This window comes from Marisediminicola senii (assembly GCF_011057645.1).
Lineage (GTDB): Bacteria > Actinomycetota > Actinomycetes > Actinomycetales > Microbacteriaceae > Marisediminicola > Marisediminicola senii.
The window spans coordinates 1-22,830 of the sequence record NZ_JAALGE010000050.1; the positions used below are offsets into that span (position 1 = coordinate 1).

A 22,830-nucleotide genomic window follows, 5' to 3' on the forward strand; every position below is an offset into this window, starting at 1 on the left:
CGCAGACTCCGGGCGCGCAGACTCGGGCCGCGCAGAAACGTCGGGCGTCATGGATGACTCACGCCTCCGGTCGCTGGAACCACGGCGGGTACACCGCGACCTTCGGCTTGTGTGCCGCACCCGCCAGGATCTTCTTGACCTGGTCGCGCACCTTGTCGTTCGCGACCCCGAGCAGCGTCACCTGATCGACCGGGAACGACTCGCGCACGAGCAGTTCGGCCTCGAGGATCTCGGTCTGCTCCTCGTCGGCGCGCAGGGTGCGCAGCATGCGGTCACGGGCTTCGGGGTTCGATCCGATGCGAGTGAGCACATGTGCGGCGTCGCCGTCGGTGACCGCGACGGCCTCGTCGTCGTCGTGCACCGCGATGGCCTGCTTCACGGTGCTGACCAGCATCACGAAGTCGGCGGGGGCGAGGTCGCGGGCGGTCGCGGCGAGTCGCGGGTCGACCGTCTGGGCACGCAGCCCCTCCCACACGTTCGCGTTGGGCGCGAGGAAGAAGGGAACGAACTGGGCGATGCTGTCGCTGCCTCCCCCGGCGATGGGGGTGTTGCGGCGCCGCGCGCGGGTGTCGCCCGACGAGATGTCGACCGCGGGCCGGTTCTCCCACAGCGCGCTGCCGTCGGCGAGCAGGTGGCCGTCGGCGAGGATGCCGGGCAGGTTGCTGATGTGCGTGAGGTGATAGATGCGCTGACCGCCGACGTCTTCCAGGGCCTTCAGCGGCTTGAGTGGGGCGGCCTTGCGGGTGCCGGCGAGCTTGGTCGAGCGCGGGGTGCGGGTGCGGGGTGCGGGGGACGCGGCCTCGAGCACGGGGACCGCCTTCGGGAAGCACATGTCACACGACCCGTTATCGAAACCGTGGATACATTCTTCGGCCAATGGAGTGCCTTTCGTTGTCGCGGGGCCCTGTGTCGACCCGGCTGTCGACGGAGGCACCGCTCCCTTAACGGTACGACTGTTTCGCGGTGCGGATCACCGATTCCGGCGGGCCGTGTCGCGCGGCGATACCCTGACGGCATGAGTAGCCCGCACCAGACCCGCCCCATCGATCCCGAATCCGCCCGACGGCTCGCCGCCCGGGGGCTGCGCATGGATCTCGTCGACACCTCCGACGCCGAGGCGTTCGCCCGCTGGCACGTGGTCGACGCGCGGGGGTTCCACGAGTCCCGTCCGCGCCCCGAGTCGATCGCGGCCCTCGTCGAGGGCGTGGCATACCGCCGCACCACCGGCGTCTGGGACGACACGGCAGTGGATGCCGCCTCCCCCGTGTCGACCGTCAGCTCCTGGCCCGTGCAGCTCACGGTGCCGGGCGAACGCAGCGTCACCGCGTGGGCCATCAGCTCGGTATCCGTCGCACCGACCCACCGGCGTCGCGGCATCGCGCGCGCGATGATCGAAGCCGAGCTGCGCACCGCCCACGCGGAGGGCGTGCCGGTCGCCGCGCTGACCGCCACCGAGGCAACCATCTACGCCCGGTTCGGCTTCGCCCCGTCGGCCATGGCGGCCACCTGGAAGATCGACACGCGCCGGGCGTCGTGGGTCGGGCCCGAGGCATCCGGTCGCCTGCACTTCATCGACGCCGCCGCGCTGCAGCAGATCGCCCCCACGCTGATGGAGCGGGTGCGGCTGCAGTTCGCCGGCGAGATCGAGCACTGGGATCACCTGCTCGACCGCATGCTCGGCATCGGCATCGACGACCAGGAGCGCGCGAGGGCACTGCGCATCGTGCGCTACGACGACGCGTCCGGCGAGGCGCAGGGCTTCGCGCTCTACACGATCGCGGTGTCACCGACCGATTTCTCGTCGAACACCCTGACCGTGGAATACCTGGTCGCCGCCAACGACGACGCCTACGCCGGACTGTGGCGGTTCATGTTCGAGATCGACCTCGTCGGGCAGGTCAACGCGCCGCTGCGCTCGATCGACGAGCCGTTCTCCTGGCAGGTGTCAGACACCCGCGCCATCACCAAGACGGCCGAGGGCGACCACCTGTGGACACGCATCCTCGACGTTCCCGCCGCCCTGTCGGCCCGCACCTACTCGGCGCCGGGGCGGTTCACCTTCACCGTGACCGACGAGCTCGGCTACGCGGATGGCACGTTCTCGCTCGACGTCGACGCGTCCGGGTTAGGGGTGGTGCGCCAGGTCGACGCCGACTCAGGAGAAGTGGATGCCGCGGCGCCCGACCAGCTGCGGGCGCGGGTCTCCCTCAGCGTGAACGACCTCAGCGCCCTGTACCTCGGCGGCGTATCGGCGGTCACCCTGGCCAGGGCCGGGCGCATCGTCGAGCACGTGGCGGGCTCGGTCGCCGCGATCGACGCGTCGTTCCGCTCGCCCGTGGCCCCGTGGCTGGGCATCTGGTTCTAGCAGCCCACGCGCTACCATTGCGGCACCATGACGCCGTACCTGTCCGATGCCTCGCGCGACGCCGTCCGGCGCCTGCTCGAGGGGCACGACGCCGAGAGCGTGCCCGACCCGCTGACGCAGGTGCGCGACATCCGGTCGGCCAGCCTGGCGCTCGATGCGGACGACGCCGTGCTTCGCGCGGTGCGCAGTGCCCTCGACGGCGGCGAGACCTGGGAGGCGATCGCGAAGGCGGCGAGCCTCGGCGTCGCCGCGGCGAAGTGGCGCTGGCAGGGCAGCGACGACGAGATCGCCGCCCGGCACGCGGCGGGTCGCAAGCGCGCGGCCCGGCCGAGCTCGGTGCCGACCGACCTGCCAGGGCTCTCGGTGGCCGACGCCGCGAAGACCCTCGGCGTCACCGCGCAGGCGGTCTACCTGCGCATCACGCGGGGATCGCTGCGATCGACGACGATCGAGCTCGATGACGGGCGCAAGTACAAGCGCGTCTTCCTCGACGAGGCTGCGGAGTAGTCCGCTACTCCATGTCCTCGGCGGTCGCCACGCGGCCGCCCTCGACGAGCGCGTTCGGGTTGTGCTGCGTGGCGTGGGCGTGGGGCTTGCCCTGCGCGGTCTGCTCGACGGAGTGCTCGGTGTCGCCCGCGTCGGTGGTCGGGCTGCCGTCGCCGGTCATCACGGGCGAAAGTGAACCGTCCGCGGTCATGTCCGCGGAATCGGCGACGGTCTCATCGGCGCCGTCTGGCGCGTCATCCTCGACCGGGCCGGACTCGCTGTCTGGCCCTGCGTCACCGTGCGGGTAGCTGTCGCCTGTCGTATCGCTCATGGGGTCAACGATACGCGGGCGGCGAAGGCGGGGTGGGTGGATGCCGTCACCGTGCGCAGGTCGGCGCCGAACTCGAATCGCGCCCGCACGGTCTGCCCCGCGAGCACCTCATCGAGCCAGTACTTCGCGTCGTCCCACATGCGCCCGGTCGGCATGGTGCTCAGCGGGAACCATTCCGGGGCGAGCTCGTCGGATTCCACCGGGTCGCCGCCGAAGGTGCGGCACAGGAACACCCACGATCGCTGGCTCCACGCTGGCTTGTGCGGAAAGAGATAGTCGAGCTCGCCCACCCGCTGCAGCGACGACGGGTCGACGGTGACGCCGACCTCTTCGAGCACCTCGCGGGCGATCGCCTGCTCCGGGGTCTCGCCCGGCTCGAGCTTGCCGCCCGGTCCGACGAGGTTTCCCTCGCCGAGCCCGAACTTCTTGCGGCCGAGCAGTACCTCGTCACCGTGCGGCCCCGAGCGGATCAGGTAACACACGCAGACCTCGGGCAATGGGGGTGACTGCATGGCGCCAGTGTAAGGCGGGCACCGGCGGGGCGGGCGGCGGCGGGGACGCGTCGCTGCCGGCCTGGAGCCGCGGTGCCCGCGCCCGGCCGCCGCACCGCGCCGTCGCATCCATGCCAGCATTGCCATCGTGCAGATCAACGCCGTGCATCACATCGCCATCATCGCCAGCGACTACGAGCGCTCGAAGGAGTTCTACCGCGACGCGCTCGGGCTGGAGCTCGCGGCGGAGTACTACCGGGCGGAGCGCGACTCGTGGATGGGCAAGCTGACGCTGAACGGGCAGTACATCGTCGAGCTGTTCAGCTTTCCGGACTCGCCGCCCCGGGTTCCCGGACCGGAGGCGCACGGCCTCCGCCACCTCGCGTTCGAGGTCGACGACGTGCCGGCCGCGCGCGCCGAGCTCGAGGCGAAGGGCATCGAGTGCGAGAAGCTGCGCACCGACGCGAACACCGGCAAGGCAATGTTCTTCTTTCGCGACCCCGACCAGCTGCCGCTCGAGATCTACCAGAGCTGACGCACCTCCCCATCGAAAGGACCAGCATGCACATCGAGGCGATCGACTTCTATCGGGTGCGCATTCCCCTGGTGAGCGCGTTCCGCACCTCGTTCGGCACCTCGACCGTGCGCGAGACGACCATCGCCAGGGTGACGACCGCCGACGCCGAGGGCTGGGCGGAATGCGCGGCCGATCCGTACCCGCTGTACAGCTCGGAGTTCCTCGATGGGTCGGATGTGGTGATTCGGGACCACCTTCTCCCGCGATTGCAGGCGCTCGGCGACTCGCTGACCGCGGAGCGCGTCGGCGGCGCCCTGCACCCGGTGAAGGGGCATCCCATGTCGAAGGCACTGCTCGAGACGGCGATCCTCGATGCCCAGCTTAAGCAGGACGGGGTGTCGTTCGGCCGCTACCTCGGCGCGGTGAACGACCGGGTGCCTGCCGGGGTGTCGGTGGGGATCATGGGCTCCATCGCCGAGCTGCTCGACGCTGTGCGCGGGTACCTGGACGAGGGCTACCTGCGCATCAAGCTCAAGATCGAGCCCGGCTGGGACCTCGCGCCCGTGCGGGCGGTGCGCGAGGAATTCGGACCCGACGTGCTGCTGCAGGTCGACGCGAACACCGCGTACACGCTCGCCGACGCGCGCCACCTCGCCAAGCTCGACCCGTTCGACCTGCTGCTGATGGAGCAGCCGATGTTGGAGGACGACATGCTCGGCCATGCCGCGCTCGCGAAGCTCATCACCACCCCAATCTGCCTCGACGAGTCGATCGGGTCGGCCAGGGATGCGGCAGCCGCAATCGCGCTCGGTGCGTGCAGCATCATCAACGTCAAGCCCGCCCGCGCGGGTGGGTACCTCGAGGCCAGGCGCATCCACGACGTCGCGGCGGCGAACGGCGTGCCGGTGTGGTGCGGCGGCATGCTCGAAACCGGCATCGGCCGGGCGGCGAACGTGGCGCTGGCGGGGCTGCCGAACTTCACGCTGCCGGGCGACACCTCGGCGTCGAGCCGGTACTACGCGCACGACCTCACCGCGCCGTTCGTGCTCGACGACGGGCACCTCGCGGTGCCGACCGGGCCGGGCATCGGGGTCGACGTGCTGCCGGAAGCGCTCGACGAGGTGACGGTGTCGCGCACCACGATCACGTGGTGAGTGCAATGTCGTGGCGCCGTGCGCCGTGCCTGGTAACGGCCGAGCGCCGGGTGCGCTGAGGCTTCAGCCCCGCTTCAGCACCGCCACCACAGACTGAGGCGTGACCCGGATGCTCGGGCAGCGGCCGCGCCCAGCACCATTTCACCCTTCATCACCCCAATCACCGACCACCGACCACCGACCACAGCGACAGGAGCACCACTTCATGCGGGTACTGGTGGTCGAAGACGAGACGCGCCTCGCCGAGGGGCTCCGTCGCGGCCTCGAAGCGGAGGGCTTCGCCGTCGACCTGGCCGCGACCGGCACCGACGGCCTATGGCTCGCCACCGAGAACGAGTATTCGGTGATCATGCTCGACATCATGCTGCCCGGCATGAGCGGCTACCGGGTCTGCGAACGCCTGCGCGCCGCGGGCAACTGGACGCCGATCCTCATGCTGACGGCCAAGGACGGCGAGTGGGACCAGGTCGAGGCGCTCGACACCGGGGCCGACGACTACCTCACCAAGCCGTTCTCCTTCGCGGTGCTGCTCGCCCGGCTGCGCGCGCTCATGCGGCGCGGCGCCACCGAGCGGCCGGTCATGCTCGAGGCCGGCGACATCAGGGTCGACCCCGCGGCCCGCCGGGTGTGGCGCGGCGACACCGCCATCGACGTGACCGCACGCGAGTTCGCGGTGCTCGAGTACCTGATCCGCAATGCGGGCGACGTGGTGTCGAAGCGCGACGTGCTCGACAACGTGTGGGATTTCGACTTCGAGGGCGACCCGAACATCGTCGAGGTCTACATTCGCCACCTGCGCAACAAGCTCGACCGGCCGTTCGATCGACACGCGATCGAGACCCTCCGCGGCGCCGGATACCGGTTGGCGAGCCACGGTGGCTGACCCGAGAGCGGCCAGGGATACCGCGCAGCGCTCGGGTCGCCGGTTGTCGCTGCGGGCCCGCATCACGCTCGCTGCGACCGCGATCGTCGGCATCACGCTCATCGCCGGCGCCGTGCTGTTCGGGATGCTGCTGCGATTCGCCCTCGTCGACCAACTGGCCACGGCCGTCGAATCGGATGCCGAGCAGTACGCGGCACTCGCCTCCGCCTCTGCACTCCCCGCCGATCTCGACCTCGACGACGGGTTCGTGCAGGTACTCGACGGCAGCGGCCGGGTCGTCGCGGCGAGCGACGACATCGAGGGCATAGGCGCGCTGATCGTGCAGGACGACGACACCTGGACGATCGAACTGCCCGGCGAATCGGACGACTACCTGGTCTCGGCGGCCGACGTCGATGGCGGCTCCCGCACGACCGTCATCGCCGGGCGCAGCCTCGAGGCGGTCGACGACACCACCGATACCGTCGCGCAGCTGCTCGTGGGCGCGGTACCGGTGCTGATCGGCGTCGTCGCGCTGACGACGTGGGTGGTCGTGCGGCGAGCGCTGACGCCGGTGGCACTGATGACGGGCGAGGTGGCATCCATCACCGAGTCGAACCTCGACAAGCGCGTGGCCGATCCGGGAGGGTCGGATGAGATCGCCCGCCTGGCGACGACGATGAACTCGATGCTCGGCCGCCTCGAGGTCGCGCAGCAGTCGCAGCGGCAATTCATCTCGGATGCCTCGCACGAACTGAAGTCGCCCCTCGCGTCGCTGCGCCAGTACGCCGAGGTCGCGCGCCTGCATCCGGAACGGGTGTCGGCCGACGAGCTCTCCGACGCGGTGCTCGACGAGGGAGCGCGCCTCGAACGGCTCGTGCAGGGCATGCTGCTGCTCGCCAAGGCCGACGAGAGTTCGCTGCCCCGTCGTGCGACGACGGTCGACCTCGACGACATCGTGCTGCGCGAGGCGCGGCGGCTGCGCGATTCGACGTCGCTGGCGGTCGACACCACCGCGGTGGGGGCGGCGCGCGTGGTCGGCGATGCGCAACTGCTCGGCCAGCTGGTGCGCAACCTCGTCGACAACGCGGCGCGGCACGCCCGGTCGCGAGTGGCGCTCACGCTCACCGCGACCGAGGCCTCCGGGGTGCTGTTCGCGGTGGACGACGATGGCGATGGCGTTGCCGAGCGGGAGCGCGAGCGCGTGTTCGAGCGGTTTGTTCGATTGGATGACGCGCGCGCCCGTGACTCCGGGGGCAGCGGTCTCGGGCTCGCCATCGTTCGGGAGCTGGTGCGTGCGCACGGGGGCACCGTCGCCGCGACCTCCGGAGCGCTCGGCGGTGCCCGGTTCGAGGTGCGGGTGCCCGCCGCATCGGAATTCTGAAGAGCCGTTCAGCGGGCTTCAGTCTGGCTTCAGTGGCCCCTCGCGACACTGGATCCATACCGAGGGCAGCACCCTCCCCACCAGCAGAGGACACCACCATGAAGAAGAGAACCGCAATCATCACCGGCAGTGCAGTCGCCGCAGTACTCGTCGTCGGCGGGATCGGCGTCGCCGTCGCCGAGCCATGGGACCGCAACGACCAGCTCACCGGAACGACGCTGGAACGCGCCAGCTCCGCGGCACTCGCCGCCGTCGGCGACGGGCGCGTGACCAATTCCGAGCGCAGCGACGACCCCGACCACGCCTTCGAGATCGAGGTCACCCGCGACAACGGCGAGGATGTCGATGTCGAGCTCGACGACGCCTACGAAGTGGTGCGGATCGACGGCGACGACGACCCGCGGGCGATCGGCGGAGGTGCCGCCGGCGGAGCGACCGCCGATTCGAACGACGCCGGTTCGAACAGCGGCGACTCGAATAACGGCAATTTGGGCACGGACGACGGTGCCGCGCCCGGTTCGAACGACGCAGCCGCCGCACCCGGATCGAACGACGCCGCCGCCGGCACCGGCGAGAACGCCCCCATCACCGACGCCGAGCGCGCGAGCGCAGAGCAGGCCGCCCTGGCCGAAGCCGGCAACGGAACCGTCACCGAACTCGAGCGCAGCGACGACGCCGACCACGCGTGGGAGGTCGAAGTGACCCGCGACGACGGCACCGACGTCGACATCGAGCTCGACGCCAGCTTCGCGGTCACCAAGGTCGACCAGTAACGCCCCGGAGTCCGATGCCCCGCCCCGTCTGGGAGCGGGGCATCGCCGTGTCTGCGGCTACCCCAGCGCCGGCCCGAGGCTGCGGTACCGCGTCACGCGCTCGCGCAGCAGGGTCTCGATGGGCGTGCCGGCCACGGCGGCGAGTTCGTACTCGATCGCGGCACCCATCCGCTCGCTGAACGCGCGGGCCTCGGTCGCCGCGTCGTCGCGCTCATCGACGATGTGGTCGACGATCCGGTTCGCGTAGAGCGCGGCAACGTGCACACCCTGCGCCTCCGACATCTGTGCCGCGAATTCCGTCGTGCGGTGCACGATCGCACTCGCGCCCTCCGGCGGCAGCGGCGACAGCCAGGAATGCTGCGCCGCGATGGTGCGGTCGGCGGGCAGCAGCGCCAGGGCTCCCCCGCCGGCACCCTGCCCGAGCAGCACCGACACCGTCGGCGACCGCAGGCCGACCAGCTCGTGCAGCGACCGGGCGATCTCGCCCGCGAGTCCACCCTCCTCGGCCTCCTTGCTCAGGGCCGCGCCCGGGGTGTCGATCACGGTGAGCAGCGGCAAACCGAGTTCTTCGGCCAGCCGCATCCCTCGCCTGGCCTCGCGCAGCGACGCGGGTCCCATGGCGGTGTTCAGTGGATGCCGCGGCCGGTTGTGCCCGAGAACGATGCACGACCGGGTGCCGAACCGCGCGATCGCCAGCAGCAACCACGGATCGTTCTCGCCCTGCCCGGTGCCGTTGAGCGGCAGCACGTCGTCGGCGGCGTAGGTCAGCAGCTGGCGCAGGCCCGGACGCTTCGGGTTGCGCGACCGCTCGACCGACGTCCACGCCGAGACCGTGGACGGCCGCGTGTCGAGCGTCGCCGGGCGGGCGACGGGTGCCGCGGCATCCGGAACCAACATGGTCAGCGCGCGGTCGAGGATCGCGGGCAGTTCGTCGGGCGAGACGACCGCGTCGACCAGGCCCTTGTCGAACAGGTTCTCGGCGACCTGCACGTTCTCGGGAAACGGCTCGCCGTACAGCGCCTCGTACACGCGCGGCCCGAGGAACCCGAGCATCGCACCGGGCTCGGCGACGGTCATATGGCCGAGCGAGCCCCATGACGCCATGACGCCCCCGGTGGTGGGGTGCCGCAGGTAGACGAGGTACGGCAGCGCGGCCTCGCGGTGCGCGCGAACCGCTGCCGTGATGCGCACCATGGAGAGGAAGGCGAGGGTGCCCTCCTGCATGCGGGTGCCGCCGGACGCGGGGCCTGCGAGCAGCGGCAGCCCCTCGCGGGTCGCCCTCTCGATGGCGGCGACGATGCGGTCGGCCGCGGCCTGCCCGATCGAGCCGGCGAGAAAGGTGAATTCGCTGACGATCACCGCGACCCTGCGGCCGCGGATCAGCCCCTCGCCGGTGATGACCGACTCGTCGACGCCGCTCTTCTCGCGGGCCCTGCGCAGGTCGTCGAGGTACGCCTCATCGGTGGTGGGCTGCATCGCGGGTTCGTCCCAGCGCGTGAAGGTCCCGTCGTCGACGACGACGTCGATCAGCTGCGAGGCGGTCAGGCGGGTGGGCGCCACGTCAGTCCTGCCGCGGGGTGCTGGCGAGCCACGCCCGGATGGAGTCGCCGTGCTGGTTCAGCGTCGGCGGCGCGGCGTGGTCACGCTTGGTCGACTCGGTCTCTACGGAACCCGCCGCGCCGTCTTCCGGCTGGGCGCCCGTCGGCTCGAAGAACCGCAGGGGCGGGCCCGGCAGGGCGATCGGCCCGAGCACCGGGTGCTCCACCTCCACCTTGAGGCCCTGCGACAGCACCTGGTCCCATTCATAGACCTCCTGGATGCTGCGCACCTTGCCCGCCGGAATGCCCGCGCCGCGCAGCGTCTCCAGCAGCGCCTCCGGGTCGCGGTCGGCGAACACGCCCTCCACCTTCTCGATCACCGCGGCACGGTTGCGCACCCGGTCGGCATTGCTCGCGCAGCCCTCCTCGGTGGCGCCGAGGCCGAACAGTTCGCAGAACGTACGCCACAGGCCCTCGCTGCCGATACTGATCTGCACGCTGCCGCCGCGGCAGGCGAACAGCCCGTACGGGGCGATCGAGGGGTGGTGGTTGCCCTGCGCCTCGGGGTTCTCGCCCGCGACGGTCGCACGGGTGCCCTGAAAGGCGTGCACCCCGACGATCGAGGCGAGCAGCGACGTGCGCACGACCTGGCCACGCCCGGTGGTTGCCCGCTCGAGCAGCGCAGCCACCGTGCCGTATGCCCCGTACATCCCGGAGAGCAGGTCGGCGATCGGCACCCCGACCCGCTGCGGGTCGTCGGCTGCCGAGCCGGTGACCGACATCAGGCCGGCCTCGCCCTGCACGATCTGGTCGTACCCGCTGCGGGTCGACTCCGGCCCGTCGTGCCCGAACCCGGTGATCGACAGGATCACCAGGCGCGGGTTCGATTCCAGCATGGCCGCGGTCGAGAAGCCGAGCCGGTCGAGCACGCCGGGGCGAAAGTTCTCGACCACGACATCGGCCCGCGCGATGAGGTCGCCCAGCACGGCGCGGCCGTCATCGCTCTTGAGGTCGAGCGCGATCGACTCCTTGTTGCGGTTGCACGACAGGAAGTAGGTCGACTGCCGGTCGTCCTCCGGGCCGACGAAGGGCGGACCCCAGCCCCGGGTGTCGTCCCCGGTGCCCGGGGTCTCGACCTTGATCACCCGGGCGCCGAGGTCGGCCAGCATCATGGTCGCGTGCGGCCCGGCCAGCGCGCGGCTGAGGTCGACGACCAGGTGGCCGGCGAGCGGTCCAGTCCCGGAGGTGGTGGTCGTCGTCGCGGTGTCTGCGTCGGTCATGGTCGTTCCTATCTGCTGCGGCGGGGTGGTACCGGGTGCGGTGCGGCCTACAGCCAGCCGGGCACGACCATCACGGCCCAGGCGATGAGCGGGCCGACCACGACGACGATGCCGCTGTAGGCGAGGATCTGCTTGTAGAACCGGTCGGTATTGACGCCTTCCGGCGCATTCGCCAGTACCAGCGCTCCGTTGGTGGAGAACGGCGAGACGTCGACGATGGTCGACGAGACGGCGAGCGCGCAGATCACGCCGATCGCACCGATGTCGCCGCTGGCGAGGAACGGCACGGCGAGCGGGATCAGGGCGGCGAGGATGGCGGTGGATGACGCGAAGGCCGACACCACGGCGCCGATGTAGCAGATCAACAGGGCCGCGAGCAGCGGCATCCCGAGGCTGGCGACGCCGTCGGAGACGTAGGCGATGGTTCCGGCTTCTTCGAGGACGCCGACGAAGGTCAGCATTCCGCAGATCAGGAGCACGGTCGACCAGCTGATCTTGTTGACGGCGCCCTTCTGCGACTTGGGCGAGACCAGCGCGAGGATCACCGCGATCGTGATCGAGACGAACCCGACGTCGACACCGAAGCCGAGGGCGATCACGGCGAGGGCGATCAGTCCGATGACGGTGATGACCTGGGGGAACAGCTCGCCGCGCGGGGCGTTGGCGGTGCCGCCGTCGACGGCGCCGTCGGCGGTGGGGGCCTTCGGTCCGATGTCGGAGCCGAAGCCCTTGAACGGCACGTTTCCGCTTGCGCCGGCGGCGCGCATGCCGACGCTGGCGTTCATGCGCGCGTCGGCGGCCTGCTCGACGAAGTCGCCGACGCGGGAGGAGACCAGCTTGCGTCCGCCGAGCACGATGAACAGCACGAGGGAGATGAGGAAGTTGAAGATCAGGCTGGCGAGGAACAGCGCGAGCGGGCTGGCTTCGAGGTTGGTCTGCGAGATGATGCCGTTCACCGTGACCCCGTACACGGCGATCGGCGAGAAGCCGCCGGCCTGTGCACCGTGGATGACCATCATGCCCATCAGCAGCGGGCTGATCTTGTACTTGCCGGCGAAGTTCAGCGCGATCGGGGCGATGATCGCGACTGCGGCGGGTGACAGGGCGCCGACCGAGGTGATGGCTGCGGTGACCGCGAACATTACCCACGGGATGAGGGCGACCCGGCTACCGACCATCTTGACCGCGCCGCGCACGAGGAGGTCGATGGTGCCGTTGTTCTGGGCGATCGCGAACAGGTAGGTGACGCCCACGATGGTGAGGAACAGGCCACCGGGGAACGCCGCGAGGATGTCGGCGGTCTCCATGCCGAGGAACACCGCCCCGAGCAGGAATGCCCCGACGAAGGCGAGTGCCCCCATGTTGACGGGCAGAATCGTCGCGATCAGGAACATCACCGCCAGGATGATGATCGACAGGATGGGTGCTGACATCGTTGGTCCTCCATTGGCGCAACTGGCAGATGGCCCTGAAGGCCGCTAGGCGCCGGGGGGCGCAGTGGCCTAGCCTCCTAGACTCCTAGCCACTTTGTCAATCCCGCGGTAGCCTCGGCGGGACGAGAGAACGGAGACCCGTGACACAACCGATCGTGCCGCAGGGTTTGAAGCGGGTCAGCAAGCCGCGCCTCTACGAGCAACTCGTCGAGCAGCTCCTCGACCACATCGAAGAGTCGCAGCTCGGCCCCGGCGACGTGCTGCCCGCCGAGCGTGACCTTGCCGAGCGGCTCGGGGTATCGCGTGCCACGCTCGCGCAGGCCCTGGTGGCGCTCGAGGTCTTGGGCATCATCGATGTGCAGCACGGCACCGGCGCAGTGCTGCTGTACCGGCCGACCGTCGCGGCCGTCATCCGCGACCTGCGCGCGCACAGCAGTCGGCTGCCCGACATCGTCGAGGCGCGCAGCACCCTCGAGGTCAAGCTCGCCGGGCTGGCAGCCCTCCGGCACACCCCAGACGACGTCGCCGCGATCGAGTCCGCCCTGTCGGCCATGCAGGAGGAGATCGACGCCGGTGATCGCGGGGTGCACGGTGACGAGCTGTTCCACCTGGCCGTCACCACGGCGGCGCACTCCTCGGTGCTCGCCCAGCTGATGACGTTCATCGCCGAGATGGTGCTCGAGACCCGCATCGAGTCACTCGGCCAGCCGGGCCGGCCTGAGCAGTCGCTCGCGTCGCACCGTGCCATCGCCCGCGCCATCCAATCGGGTGATCAGCTTGCCGCGGAGCGCGCCATGCTCGCGCACATCGAGCTGGTCTCCGACGTGGCGCTCCTGCGCGATGTCTAGGCGTGGCGGGCCTCGTAGGGGGCGTTGAGGCGGCCGCCTCGGTGCTCGTCGCGTGTGACACGCGACCGTAGGCTTGGCGGATGGACCCGCTGACCACCGCCCGCGTCGACAGCTGGATCTGGGCCGTGCGGCTCGTGAAGACCCGGTCGCTCGCGGGTACGGAATGCCGCGGCGGTCACGTGCAGGTGAACGGCGCGAAGGCGAAGCCGTCGCAGGCGGTGCGCCCCGGCGACGAGGTGCGCGTGCGCGTCGGAGACGTCGAACGCATCGTGGTGGTGTCGCGCCTGATCGTGAAGCGGGTGAGTGCCACGGTCGCCGCCGAGTGCTACATCGACAACACGCCGGCACCGCCGCCGCGCGAGGAGGTGCCGATCACGGCACAGCGCGACCGGGGCGCCGGTCGCCCCACCAAGCGGGAACGCCGCGACATCGACCGGTTGCTCGGCCGCAGCGGCGAGTAGGGGCTAGGCGCGTCACGGGCAGCGCGGCTCTGGCGGTGCGGGTTCACGTCGTGCGCGGCTCAGGCCGTGCGCGGTTCGGAGTTCCAGTGCATGATGACGGCGCGCTCGTGCTCGAAGCCGAGCTCGCTGATAGTGCCGGTCGCGAGGGAGAATACCGCGCCATCCTGCGCCGGAAGGTCGATCCACGCCGCCGCGATCGCCCGCAGCATGTGCCCGTGCGCGAAGCACAGCACGTCGTCGCCACCATCGAGCACGGGCATGCTGCGCTCGATCACGGCGGTGGCACGCCGGCGCACGTCATCGCGCGATTCCCCCGGGGTCTCGCCCGCGGGAACGCCGTCGAGCCAGAGGTTCCACGGGTGTCCGAGGCCGGCCACGATGTCGACCGAGGTGCGGCCCTCGTAGGCGCCGTAGTCCCACTCGGAGAGGTTCTCGTCGAGGTGCATGTGTGCGCCGTAGCCCGCGAGCTCGGCCGTCTGGAGTGCCCGCTGCCGCGGGCTGCTGAGCACGAGGCCAAACGTCCTGCCCGCGAGTGCGGTACCGACGTTGCGGGCCTGCTGCTCGCCGGTCTCGGTGAGCGGAAGGTCGGTGACGCTCGTGTGCTGGCCGGTGCGGCTCCACTCGGTCTCGCCGTGGCGCACCAGCACGAGCCGGCTCGAGTGGTGATGGGGTGTCGACGCCATGGAATCAGTCCTCCGCAGTCGGGGCCGGGTGTGTGCCGGGTGTGTGTCGGTTGCACGGCGCTGGATGCCCGCACAGAACCCGGCGCATATGCCCGGCGGGCAACTCTACCGGCGCGGTGCTCCCGCGGGTTGCCCCCAGGTCAGCGGGCGCGGTCAGACCGGCCGCAGCTGCGGAATCTCGTCCTCCACCCAGAGCATGTCCTGCGCGAGGAGCGCCAGGTTGCGCAGCAGCACGATGTCTCCCTCGCTGAACTCCCGCGGGTTCTCGTCGAAGACGCACAGGGCGCCGACGCGCTCGCCCGTGGGAGAGGTGATCGGAAATCCCGCGTAGAAGCGCAGGTGGCTCGGCCCCGTGATGAGGGGATTGTTCTTGAACCGCGCGTCCAGCGATGCATCGGGAACGACGAAGACCGAATCCTCGCGAATGGTGTGGTCGCACATGGCCTGGTCGCGCGGCAGCTCGACGAAGTCGACCCCGACGTGGGCCTTGAACCATTGCCGGTCCTTGTCGATGAACGACAGGGCAGCTGAGCTGGTGTCGAAGAGCTGCTGGGCCGCGGCGGCGAGCCGCGAGAAGCGTTCCTCCGGTGCGGTGTCCAGGATGCCCAACCGGTCGACGGCACGCTGGCGACGATCCTCGCCGACCGAGGTCACGATCCGCGTCGGTGCGGTCGGTTGAGCCAGCGCGATCGGGTGCAGCCGAGGAGGCGGCAGGATCGGTACCAATTCGTCGACGATGCCCTGTGACCAGCTGCGATAGGTGCGGGGACTGCGGTACCGGTGCACGTCGGGTTCCTCAGCGACGGGAAATTGCATCAGCGTGACGGCCTCCCGGCCAGCACACACCCTCGCGAGCTCGGCGTCGAGCAACCGGCGGTGGCGGTCGGGAACGACCCGGCCGAAGGCCAGCATGGGCTGCAGCTTCGGAAGGGGCGGTGTGGTCAGAACGAGGGTCTGCAGGTGCGGGGCGCCGTTCGTGCGGAGGTGCTCCATCACGCGGCCCATGTGCTGGCCCCATTTGCGCACCGGCGCGAGGTCGAGGGCGTCGTTGATGCCGATCAGCAGGATGGCGACGTCGTAGTCGGGGAGGTGCTGGGCCTCGAGAGAGTAGATGGCGTTGTGGGCGGTGATGGTGGAGTTCGCGACCACGTCGACGTCGACCCCGCGGTGGGTTCGCTGCGACAGGATCCGGGCGATGTTGCCTGGCAGGGCGAGGTCATGGCTGAGTACGCCCCAGCCGACGGCGGGACCACTGCCGAGCAGCAGCACCCTGATCGGGTTCGATCCCGACGCGTGGGCACCCATGGGTCCGACCGGCCGCGGCACGTCGCGGGTGGCGACGAGCGCCGCGCGTCTCCACGCGCGGGCAAGCGGTTTCATTACGGCATTCATCAATGGCTCATTTCACGCGCGATCAGTAGATCGACTCCAGTGGTGGCCTGTCGGTGGAGACACCGATATCAGCACCACTGCGTGTGTCAGATCTATCCGCTTTACCAGCGAAGAGTCCCAGCCCCTGCGGTAATCGTACTCGATTGGGGGTCTCGTAACGGATCCGGTACTTATATCACGTTCGCAAGACGGATTCGGCACCCTCGCAACACCGGAACTATAGGCAATCCACAGCACTGTGACCCGCGAACTGGGGGCATCGCGATGGCGCCGATGGCCGGGCGGACTGGACCGGTCAGAACAGCGTCGGCTGCCGCAGCGCCGCGGCCGGCGACGGAGGCAGCTCCTCGGTGACCAGGGCGGGCGGCGAACCGACGCCGAGTGCACGTGACCGTGGCCCGCCGGTCACCGGATCTTCCCGTCCACGCTCGAGGCCGTGCCGGCGGATGAGCGGCGAGATGCGGTCGGCGAGCCACTTGCGGTATTCGACGGGAGCGTAGGCACCCGCCGAATAGAACGACTCGTACCGCGCGACGAGTTCGGGGTGCTCTCGGGCGAGCCACTGCATGAACCATTCCTTGGTTCCCGGCTTGAGGTACATCGACGAGTAGAGCACGCTCGTTGCCCCGGATTCGGCGACCCGGCGGAGGGCCTCGTCGAGGTGCGCGGTGGTGTCGGTGAGGAACGGCAGGATCGGCATGAGGAACACCGAGCACTTGAGCCCGGCCTCGCGCACCGCAGTCACCGTCGCGAGGCGCGCGGTCGCGGTGGGAGTACCCGGCTCGACGGACTGCTGCAGTTCGTCGTCGTAGATCGCGATCGACATCGCCAGGTCGATGGTCGTGCGGGCGCTCGCATCCACCAGCAGGGGTATATCGCGACGCAGCAGCGTGCCCTTGGTGAGGATGCTGAACGGGGTGCCGCTGTCTGCCAGGGCCTCGATGATGCCGGGCATCAGCTGGTAGCGCCCCTCGGCCCGCTGGTACGGGTCGGTGTTGGTGCCCAGCGCGACGGGCGGGCGCTGCCAGGTCGGTTTCGCGAGCTCGGTGCGCAGCACCTCGGCCACGTTGACCTTGACGATGATCTGGTTGTCGAAGTCGGCGCCGGCGTCGAGGTCGAGGTACCCGTGGGTGGGGCGGGCGAAGCAGTAGGCGCACGCGTGCTGGCAGCCGCGCATCGGGTTGATGGTCCACCCGAACAGGCCGGCATTCTTGCCAGGCACCTTGTTCAGGGCCGACTTCGCGAGCACCTCGTGAAAGGTGACGCCGGCGAAGTCGGGCGTGCGTACGGACCGCACCAGGTTGTTCAGGCGGGCGAGCCCCGGCAGGGCATCGGTCTGCTCGCCGTTGATTTCCTGCCCACTCCACCTCACTCGCTGATTCGAACATGTATTCGATGCCGGGTCAACTCCGACGCGCGGTGATGCCACACTGAAGCGTGACCACAATCCCTCCCCTCGGCCTCATGCTCGACGTCGACGGGCCCATCGCCAGCCCGATCACCCGCACCATCGCCATCCCCGGCATCACGAGCAGCATCGTCGCCCTCGCGAACCTCGGCGTTCCCGTAGTGTTCAACACCGGGCGCTCCGATGCGTTCCTGCGCGACGAGGTCGTCAAGCCGCTCCTCGTGGGAGGGCTATCCCCCGACGCCCGCGTGTTCGGCATCTGCGAGAAGGGCGCCGTCTGGTTCGGCGTCACGATGAAGAACTTCTCCGGCATCAATGTCGACCACACGGTCGAACTGCCGACCGCAGCCGTCGACGCGCTGCGCGAACTGGTCGAATCCACCTACGCCGACGCGATGTTCTGGGACGCCACGAAGCGCGCCATGGTGTCGGTGGAGCAGCGCACGGATGTCTCCTCCTCCGATTACCTCGACGCGCAGGGGCGCTTCGAGGCAGATGCGTACGCACTGCTGCAGCGCCTCGGCCTGCGCGTGCAGTTCGGTGCCGAGCGCAGCGCGCCCGAGGTGGATTACCGCATCGACACCACGATCATCTCGACCGACATCGAGTCGGTGACCCTGGGCAAGGACCTGGGTGCGCGCCGCGCACTGGGCCTGCTCGAGGCATCCGGTCCCCTGCCCCACGTGTGGCGCACGGTCGGCGACTCGCGCAGCGACTACGCGATGGCCGACTTCCTGCACCGGGAGGGCTACGACGTCGCCCACGTCGACGTACGGCCCGCCGACGGCATCCCCGAGGTGCCGTACCGCGTGGTCACCGAGGGTGACCTGATCCACGATGAGGCCGGTGCCGCATTCCTCGAGCACTGGGTGCGCGAGCTCGCGGCGTAGGTCGCGCACTGTGCGCGCCGGGCGGTGATGGCCGTTCGGGGCCGGGGTCAGCCGCCGAGCGCCACGCCCGCGATGACGCCCATGATGGCTGCGGCGACCGAGATGACGAGCATTCCGAAACCGTTGACGAGGGATGCCACGTACCGACCCTGCTGCGCGAGGCGCACGGTATCGAGGCTCGCGGTGCTGAAGGTCGTGTAGCCGCCGAGCAACCCCACTCCGATCACGAGGGCCCAGGTCTCCGACACCCCGCCCGTCACGGCGAGGCCGGAGATCGTGCCGAGTACCAGCGATCCCGAGATATTGATGAGCATGATGCCGAGGGGAAACTCGCGTGTCATCGCCGCCCGCACTGCACTGTCGATCACGAAGCGCATGGCGGCACCGAGCCCTCCTGCCGCGGCGACGGCCAGGAATAGCAGTGGAGTCATCGAACACCTCCCGTCGCGCCATCCGCGCCCGGGCCGCGCCGACCACCGGGGCGACCGTGCAGCGCGGCAGAGCCGGCAACGCCCAGCCAGCTCGCGAGAGCCCCGACCAGTACCGTTCCGACGGCGTACAGCGCTGCGGTCGCGATGTCGCCATCGAGAAGCATCATGGCCGTTCCGGTCGCGAACACGCTGTAGGTGGTGTAGCCGCCCAGGATGCCGGTACCCAGGAACAGTCGCGTGGCGCGACGCACCCCGGCATCGTCGCCGCGACGGGCGAGATCCTCGAGGAGCACGCCGAGCAGCAGGGCTCCCGTCACGTTGATCGCGAAGATGGTGACGTCGAAGCCCTCCCCGCTGGGGGCGACGATACCGATGGCTTCACGCGCGGCGACCCCGATGGCCCCACCGAGGGCGACGAGGGCAATGAGGCTGATGCGGAGATGCGCTGGTCGCTCGGTCACTCGGCGAGTATTCCAGATGGCGTGCGTATCGGATAAACGCGGGGTGCGGGTCGGCGGGTGGCCCACACTGGGGGAATGACGAACCCGCTGCCGCAGCATCCATCCTTCACGGCCCTCGGCGAGGAGCCGTTCGTGTCGCTTTCGACGTTTCGCAGGACCGGTGTGGCGGTGTCGACCCCGGTGTGGATCGCCCGCGACGGAGACGCCCTCGTCGTCATCACGCCGGAGGAGAGCGGCAAGGTGAAGCGGCTGCGCAACAGCGGACGCGTCGAGATGCGCCCGTGCTCGCGGCGCGGTGCCGTCGAGCCCGATGCGGCGACAGTGACCGGTGAGGCGACGTTCATGCCCGATTCCGAGACGGCGCGCATCGCCGCGATCTTCCGGGCGAAGTACGGTCTCGAATTTCCCGTCGTGATGGCGATCGAGCACCTGGTGGCGCGGCGGCGCAAGAAGCGCGTGATCCTGCGGATCGTTCCGGGGTAGGGGCGGGTGCTGGTTCTCGCGACGGTAGTGGTGGGCGCGGTGGTGTGGTGGCGCGGTGGTGTGGCGGCGGTGATGCAGCAGCCGCGATGTCGGTGGCGTGACTCATGGTGTGCGGGTGGGCAGGCCTGATCGCGGCCCTGCACACAGCGTTCGTAGCGGTGATGTGCAGGCTTCGGATGACACGCCGCTCGAATGTCGGTGGCGATTGACAAGCTCGAACGTATGTTCGAACATGGGGAAATGCTTCACGCCACCGCATTCGCTAATCCCTTCGAGGGGGGTGCGTACGGTGACAGCGACGGCGTCGTTGGCGAGGCTTTCGGTGCAGATCCTTTCGGTGCAAATCCGTTCGATGCGGATCAATTCGGTGCAGATCAATTCGGTGCAGATCCGTTCGATGCGGACCAATTCGGTGCAGATCAATTCGGTGCAGACGACCCGTTCAGCAACGATCCGTCCGGTGACGCGTTCGACGAACCGACGCCGGCACGAACACCTGCCCGCCGGGAGGTAGGCCGACTCCGCGGCCTGCCGGAGCTCCGGACCGCGAGTTCGCTCGCCATCGTCGACCGAGCTGACGCAGCTAGCGCTGAGCGCGCCGACGCGGTGTCCTCTCCCACGGAGACGGTGCGCGAGCTGCAGGCCCGCATCAAGGCGATGCAGGGCACACGGCTCGAGAGCCGGGGGCTGCCCACCCACCCGGCGATCGCCTCGCTGTTGCCCGGCGGTGCATTGCAGCAGGGGGCTGCCTATTCGGTCGACGGTTCGGTGACGCTGCTCATGGCGATGCTCGCCGGGCCATCGGCCGCGGGGTCATGGTGCGGGGTGGTCGGCGTTCCCGAGTTCGGGGTGGAGGCGGCATCCCACTATGGAATCGACCTCGAGCGACTGGTGCTCGTGCCGAACCCGGCCGACCAGTGGCTCGCGGTCACCGCGGCGATCGCCGATGTGCTCACCGTGGTCGTCACGCGTCCGCCCCGGCAGGCCAGCGACGGCAGTGTCGCCCGGCTCGCTGCCCGGTTGCGGCAGCGGGGCGCGACGCTCATCGTGCTCGGGCCATGGCCGCAGACCGACGCGATGCTCAGCCTCTCGCACAGCCGCTGGAGCGGCATCGGCGACGGGCACGGGCACCTCGCGGCCCGCGAGGCCACGGTCACCGTCAGCACGCGGGCCGGGGCACGCCCCCGCAGCGCGACCATGTGGCTGCCCGACCGCGAGGAGCGCTTCGTGCGCAGCCACCCCGTGGCGAGCCTCGACGAGCAGCGCGGCACGATGCTTCCGAACTCGGCGCTATCGAACACCGGGCTGTCGAACACCGGGCTGCAGAACACCGGGCTGCAGAACACGGAACTGCCCGGCATGGGCCAGCACGACGAAGAACGACGGGAGGCTTTGGCCGGATGACTCACGAAACCCACCACAGGGTCATGCGCACCATCGTGCTCTGGTGCCCCGACTGGCCAGTCACCGCGGCAATGCGGTCGAGAACCCTGCCCGAGGATGCCCCGGTCGCCCTCACCGAGAAGGGTCTGGTGTTCGCCTGCTCCCCCGCCGCCCGGCTCGCGGGCGTGCGTCGCGGGCAGCGCATCAGGGAGGCGCAGTCGCGCTGCCCCGACCTGCTGGCGTTCCCCTACGAGGCCGAGGTCGACATCCGGTCGTTCGAGCCCGTGCTCGCGGCCATCGAAGAGGTCATGCCCGGTGTGCAGCTGCTGCGGCCGGGCACCTGTGCCATCCGGTCCCGCGGACCCAACCGCTTCTACGGCAGTGACGACGAAGCGGCGCTGTGGCTGCTCGACACCCTCGACGCCCTCGGCATTCCCGACGCGCGGGTGGGAGTGGCCGACGGGCCGTTCACCGCGGAATACGCCGCCCGCACCACCACCCGGCCGCGCATCCGCGTCGTGCCGGAGGGGTCGTCGGGAGACTTCCTCGCCCCGCTGCCGGTGCAGTTGCTCGACCAGCCGCAGCTCGTGACCCTGCTGGTGCGCCTCGGTATCCGCACCCTCGGCGAGTTCGCCGCCCTGTCGCCCTCCGATGTCGCCGCGAGGTTCGGAGAAGACGGCTCGCACCTGCATGCCCTCGCCGGCGGGCTCGACAGCCGCCGGGTGATCCCCCGCGTGCCGCCGCGCGAACTCGACGTCACCATCTCCTTCGAACCGCCACTGGACCGCATCGACCAGGTCGCATTCGGATTCCGCGCGAGCGCCGACCGTTTCGTCGAGCAACTCACCGCCGCGAAGCTCGTCTGCACCAGCATCCGGGTAGAGATCGACTCCGACGCGGGCGACACCTCCGAGCGCACCTGGTTGCACCCGAGGTCATTCACCCCGGCCGACGTGATCGACCGCATCCGCTGGCAGCTGCAGGGCGGCGGATCGGGGTCGACCGACAGCGGGCTCGGTTCCCCGATCTGCTACGTGCGGGTGGTGCCGGTGAGCGTCGACGCGATCGGCAACCACGAGCAGGGGCTGTGGGGAACCGCCGCCGACGAGCGCATCCACCACGGCCTCTCGCGCGTGCAGAGCATGCTCGGCCACGGCGGCGTGCTCACCGCGGTGATCGGGGGCGGGCGCACGCTGTCCGACCGCCAGAACCTCGTGGCCTGGGGTGACCGGCCGGCCGCGGCCCTCGCCGAAACACCGCCGTGGCCCGGCCAGCTGCCGACGCCCGCGCCGTCGACGGTGTTCGAGCGGCGGCATCCGGTGTCCATCACGGCAGTCGACGGCCGCACCGTCACCGTCGACGACCGCGGGGCTATGTCCGGCGTGCCCGCGGTGCTGCACACCGGCCAGGTCGAGTGCCCGATCGTGGCGTGGGCGGGTCCGTGGCCCGTCGACGAGCGCTGGTGGGCGGCCGACCAGGCGCGGCGTGGCAACAGGTTCCAAGTCGTCGAGGAGTCCGGGCTCGCGTGGCTGCTCGTGCTCGACGGCGACAGCTGGTGGGCGGAGGCACGCTATGACTGACGGCATGACCGACGTCGCCAGGATGCCGCTTCCCCGCCCCGACACCGGCGGGTGCGACGGGCGACCCCCGCACGGTGCCGAATGGGACACCGTGTCCACCGATCCGGCAACCCGCGGGGGTTATCCCGGGGCGGGGGAAACCCCCCCTCCCCCGGGCCGGGGTCTGTCTCCTTTAAACATCTCCCAGCCCACCAGA

General features: G+C 70.0%; 25 protein-coding genes. 14 read left to right on the plus strand and 11 right to left on the minus strand.

The window, feature by feature from the left end; genetic code table 11:
- Positions 1-58: 58 nt before the first annotated feature.
- Positions 59-808, minus strand: a complete 750-nt coding sequence (locus G5S38_RS13075; protein WP_165069451.1) for a DUF4433 domain-containing protein — start codon at positions 806-808, stop codon at positions 59-61.
- Positions 809-1,015: 207 nt separating this feature from the next.
- On the opposite strand from G5S38_RS13075, the gene G5S38_RS13080 reads away from it, so the two are divergent.
- Both G5S38_RS13080 and G5S38_RS13085 read left to right on the plus strand, forming a co-directional pair.
- On the plus strand, positions 1,016-2,365 hold the full coding sequence (locus G5S38_RS13080) for a GNAT family N-acetyltransferase (RefSeq protein WP_165069454.1): 1,350 nt from the start codon (positions 1,016-1,018) through the stop codon (positions 2,363-2,365).
- A 27-nt stretch (positions 2,366-2,392) separates the two neighbouring features.
- The gene (locus G5S38_RS13085; RefSeq protein ID WP_165069456.1) at positions 2,393-2,872 is read left to right on the plus strand and encodes a hypothetical protein; all 480 of its coding nucleotides are present in this window, start codon (positions 2,393-2,395) and stop codon (positions 2,870-2,872) included.
- A gap of 4 nt (positions 2,873-2,876) precedes the next feature.
- Here G5S38_RS13085 and G5S38_RS13090 read toward each other — a convergent pair whose 3' ends face one another.
- Positions 2,877-3,182 carry a hypothetical protein gene (locus G5S38_RS13090; protein WP_165069459.1) on the minus strand — a complete coding sequence of 102 codons (306 nt, stop codon included), beginning with the start codon at positions 3,180-3,182 and terminating at the stop codon, positions 2,877-2,879.
- Entirely contained in the window at positions 3,179-3,694 is a 516-nt protein-coding gene (locus tag G5S38_RS13095; protein ID WP_165069461.1) for an 8-oxo-dGTP diphosphatase, read from the minus strand. The genes G5S38_RS13090 and G5S38_RS13095 overlap by 4 nt, the downstream gene beginning before the upstream one ends.
- A 127-nt stretch (positions 3,695-3,821) precedes the next feature.
- On the opposite strand from G5S38_RS13095, the gene gloA2 reads away from it, so the two are divergent.
- From gloA2 to G5S38_RS13120, 5 genes are all read left to right on the plus strand, one after another.
- Positions 3,822-4,208, plus strand: coding sequence for an SMU1112c/YaeR family gloxylase I-like metalloprotein (gloA2, locus tag G5S38_RS13100; protein WP_201276685.1), 387 nt, complete (start codon positions 3,822-3,824; stop codon positions 4,206-4,208).
- Between the two features lie 26 nt (positions 4,209-4,234).
- A complete protein-coding gene (gene menC / locus G5S38_RS13105) occupies positions 4,235-5,344 on the plus strand; it encodes an o-succinylbenzoate synthase (RefSeq protein ID WP_165069464.1) in 1,110 nt (369 codons plus the stop codon).
- A 205-nt stretch (positions 5,345-5,549) separates the two neighbouring features.
- Positions 5,550-6,227, plus strand: a complete 678-nt coding sequence (locus G5S38_RS13110; RefSeq protein ID WP_165069467.1) for a response regulator transcription factor — start codon at positions 5,550-5,552, stop codon at positions 6,225-6,227.
- Positions 6,220-7,590: an ATP-binding protein gene (locus tag G5S38_RS13115; protein ID WP_165069469.1), complete on the plus strand. Its 1,371-nt coding sequence runs from the start codon at positions 6,220-6,222 to the stop codon at positions 7,588-7,590. The genes G5S38_RS13110 and G5S38_RS13115 overlap by 8 nt, the downstream gene beginning before the upstream one ends.
- 98 nt (positions 7,591-7,688) lie before the next feature.
- Positions 7,689-8,363: a PepSY domain-containing protein gene (locus G5S38_RS13120; RefSeq protein WP_165069471.1), complete on the plus strand. Its 675-nt coding sequence runs from the start codon at positions 7,689-7,691 to the stop codon at positions 8,361-8,363.
- Positions 8,364-8,420: 57 nt separating this feature from the next.
- On the opposite strand, the gene G5S38_RS13125 is transcribed toward G5S38_RS13120, so the two are convergent.
- Genes G5S38_RS13125 through G5S38_RS13135 form a run of 3 tightly spaced genes read right to left on the minus strand, consistent with a single transcriptional unit; the run spans position 8,421 to position 12,614 of the window.
- Positions 8,421-9,923, minus strand: a complete 1,503-nt coding sequence (locus G5S38_RS13125; RefSeq protein WP_165069474.1) for a carboxyl transferase domain-containing protein — start codon at positions 9,921-9,923, stop codon at positions 8,421-8,423.
- Between the two features lies 1 nt (position 9,924).
- Positions 9,925-11,181 (minus strand): CaiB/BaiF CoA transferase family protein, encoded by a 1,257-nt coding sequence (locus G5S38_RS13130; RefSeq protein ID WP_165069476.1) that lies wholly within the window; start codon positions 11,179-11,181, stop codon positions 9,925-9,927.
- Between the two features lie 47 nt (positions 11,182-11,228).
- A complete protein-coding gene (locus G5S38_RS13135) occupies positions 11,229-12,614 on the minus strand; it encodes an SLC13 family permease (protein WP_165069479.1) in 1,386 nt (461 codons plus the stop codon).
- 140 nt (positions 12,615-12,754) lie between these two features.
- Between G5S38_RS13135 and G5S38_RS13140 the strand changes: the two genes are divergently transcribed.
- Together G5S38_RS13140 and G5S38_RS13145 are read left to right on the plus strand one after the other, a co-directional pair.
- Complete coding sequence (locus G5S38_RS13140) at positions 12,755-13,462, plus strand: FadR/GntR family transcriptional regulator (RefSeq protein WP_235929069.1); 708 nt, start codon at positions 12,755-12,757, stop codon at positions 13,460-13,462.
- Positions 13,463-13,542: 80 nt separating this feature from the next.
- Positions 13,543-13,923 carry an RNA-binding S4 domain-containing protein gene (locus G5S38_RS13145; RefSeq protein WP_165069482.1) on the plus strand — a complete coding sequence of 127 codons (381 nt, stop codon included), beginning with the start codon at positions 13,543-13,545 and terminating at the stop codon, positions 13,921-13,923.
- 59 nt (positions 13,924-13,982) lie between these two features.
- Here the strand turns inward: G5S38_RS13145 and G5S38_RS13150 are convergent, their stop codons facing one another.
- From G5S38_RS13150 to G5S38_RS13160, 3 genes are all read right to left on the minus strand, one after another.
- Entirely contained in the window at positions 13,983-14,606 is a 624-nt protein-coding gene (locus G5S38_RS13150; RefSeq protein WP_165069484.1) for a histidine phosphatase family protein, read from the minus strand.
- A 153-nt stretch (positions 14,607-14,759) separates the two neighbouring features.
- On the minus strand, positions 14,760-15,986 hold the full coding sequence (locus tag G5S38_RS13155; protein ID WP_165069486.1) for a GAF domain-containing protein: 1,227 nt from the start codon (positions 15,984-15,986) through the stop codon (positions 14,760-14,762).
- A 307-nt stretch (positions 15,987-16,293) separates the two neighbouring features.
- The gene (locus G5S38_RS13160; protein WP_165069489.1) at positions 16,294-17,370 is read right to left on the minus strand and encodes an Rv2578c family radical SAM protein; all 1,077 of its coding nucleotides are present in this window, start codon (positions 17,368-17,370) and stop codon (positions 16,294-16,296) included.
- A 65-nt stretch (positions 17,371-17,435) separates the two neighbouring features.
- Here G5S38_RS13160 and G5S38_RS13165 point away from each other — a divergent pair, with 65 nt between their 5' ends.
- Positions 17,436-18,296, plus strand: coding sequence for a hypothetical protein (locus G5S38_RS13165; RefSeq protein ID WP_235929070.1), 861 nt, complete (start codon positions 17,436-17,438; stop codon positions 18,294-18,296).
- Positions 18,297-18,343: 47 nt separating this feature from the next.
- Here the strand turns inward: G5S38_RS13165 and crcB are convergent, their stop codons facing one another.
- Entirely contained in the window at positions 18,344-18,727 is a 384-nt protein-coding gene (crcB, locus tag G5S38_RS13170; protein ID WP_165069491.1) for a fluoride efflux transporter CrcB, read from the minus strand.
- A complete protein-coding gene (locus G5S38_RS13175; protein ID WP_235929071.1) occupies positions 18,724-19,188 on the minus strand; it encodes a fluoride efflux transporter FluC in 465 nt (154 codons plus the stop codon). Before G5S38_RS13175 ends, crcB begins: the two co-directional genes overlap by 4 nt.
- A 75-nt stretch (positions 19,189-19,263) precedes the next feature.
- On the opposite strand from G5S38_RS13175, the gene G5S38_RS13180 reads away from it, so the two are divergent.
- The 4 genes from G5S38_RS13180 (at position 19,264) to G5S38_RS13195 (ending at position 22,634) form a co-directional block, all read left to right on the plus strand.
- Positions 19,264-19,671, plus strand: a complete 408-nt coding sequence (locus tag G5S38_RS13180) for a PPOX class F420-dependent oxidoreductase (protein ID WP_165069496.1) — start codon at positions 19,264-19,266, stop codon at positions 19,669-19,671.
- Positions 19,672-19,993: 322 nt separating this feature from the next.
- Positions 19,994-20,185: a hypothetical protein gene (locus G5S38_RS13185; RefSeq protein WP_165069498.1), complete on the plus strand. Its 192-nt coding sequence runs from the start codon at positions 19,994-19,996 to the stop codon at positions 20,183-20,185.
- A 92-nt stretch (positions 20,186-20,277) separates the two neighbouring features.
- A complete protein-coding gene (locus G5S38_RS13190; RefSeq protein WP_201276686.1) occupies positions 20,278-21,075 on the plus strand; it encodes a hypothetical protein in 798 nt (265 codons plus the stop codon).
- The gene (locus G5S38_RS13195; RefSeq protein ID WP_165069499.1) at positions 21,072-22,634 is read left to right on the plus strand and encodes a DNA polymerase Y family protein; all 1,563 of its coding nucleotides are present in this window, start codon (positions 21,072-21,074) and stop codon (positions 22,632-22,634) included. The genes G5S38_RS13190 and G5S38_RS13195 overlap by 4 nt, the downstream gene beginning before the upstream one ends.
- Positions 22,635-22,830: the final 196 nt, after the last annotated feature.

What these genes read in the sequence shown, in the direction of transcription:
- G5S38_RS13080 (WP_165069454.1), top strand. Translation starts at nt 1,016, where the DNA reads ATGAGTAGCCCGCACCAGACCCGCCCCATCGATCCCGAATCCGCCCGA.
- G5S38_RS13085 (WP_165069456.1), top strand. Translation starts at nt 2,393, where the DNA reads ATGACGCCGTACCTGTCCGATGCCTCGCGCGACGCCGTCCGGCGCCTG.
- G5S38_RS13090 (WP_165069459.1), bottom strand. Translation starts at nt 3,182, where the DNA reads ATGAGCGATACGACAGGCGACAGCTACCCGCACGGTGACGCAGGGCCA.
- G5S38_RS13095 (WP_165069461.1), bottom strand. Translation starts at nt 3,694, where the DNA reads ATGCAGTCACCCCCATTGCCCGAGGTCTGCGTGTGTTACCTGATCCGC.
- menC (WP_165069464.1), top strand. Translation starts at nt 4,235, where the DNA reads ATGCACATCGAGGCGATCGACTTCTATCGGGTGCGCATTCCCCTGGTG.
- G5S38_RS13110 (WP_165069467.1), top strand. Translation starts at nt 5,550, where the DNA reads ATGCGGGTACTGGTGGTCGAAGACGAGACGCGCCTCGCCGAGGGGCTC.
- G5S38_RS13120 (WP_165069471.1), top strand. Translation starts at nt 7,689, where the DNA reads ATGAAGAAGAGAACCGCAATCATCACCGGCAGTGCAGTCGCCGCAGTA.
- G5S38_RS13130 (WP_165069476.1), bottom strand. Translation starts at nt 11,181, where the DNA reads ATGACCGACGCAGACACCGCGACGACGACCACCACCTCCGGGACTGGA.
- G5S38_RS13135 (WP_165069479.1), bottom strand. Translation starts at nt 12,614, where the DNA reads ATGTCAGCACCCATCCTGTCGATCATCATCCTGGCGGTGATGTTCCTG.
- G5S38_RS13145 (WP_165069482.1), top strand. Translation starts at nt 13,543, where the DNA reads ATGGACCCGCTGACCACCGCCCGCGTCGACAGCTGGATCTGGGCCGTG.
- G5S38_RS13150 (WP_165069484.1), bottom strand. Translation starts at nt 14,606, where the DNA reads ATGGCGTCGACACCCCATCACCACTCGAGCCGGCTCGTGCTGGTGCGC.
- G5S38_RS13155 (WP_165069486.1), bottom strand. Translation starts at nt 15,986, where the DNA reads ATGAAACCGCTTGCCCGCGCGTGGAGACGCGCGGCGCTCGTCGCCACC.
- crcB (WP_165069491.1), bottom strand. Translation starts at nt 18,727, where the DNA reads ATGACTCCACTGCTATTCCTGGCCGTCGCCGCGGCAGGAGGGCTCGGT.
- G5S38_RS13180 (WP_165069496.1), top strand. Translation starts at nt 19,264, where the DNA reads ATGACGAACCCGCTGCCGCAGCATCCATCCTTCACGGCCCTCGGCGAG.
- G5S38_RS13195 (WP_165069499.1), top strand. Translation starts at nt 21,072, where the DNA reads ATGACTCACGAAACCCACCACAGGGTCATGCGCACCATCGTGCTCTGG.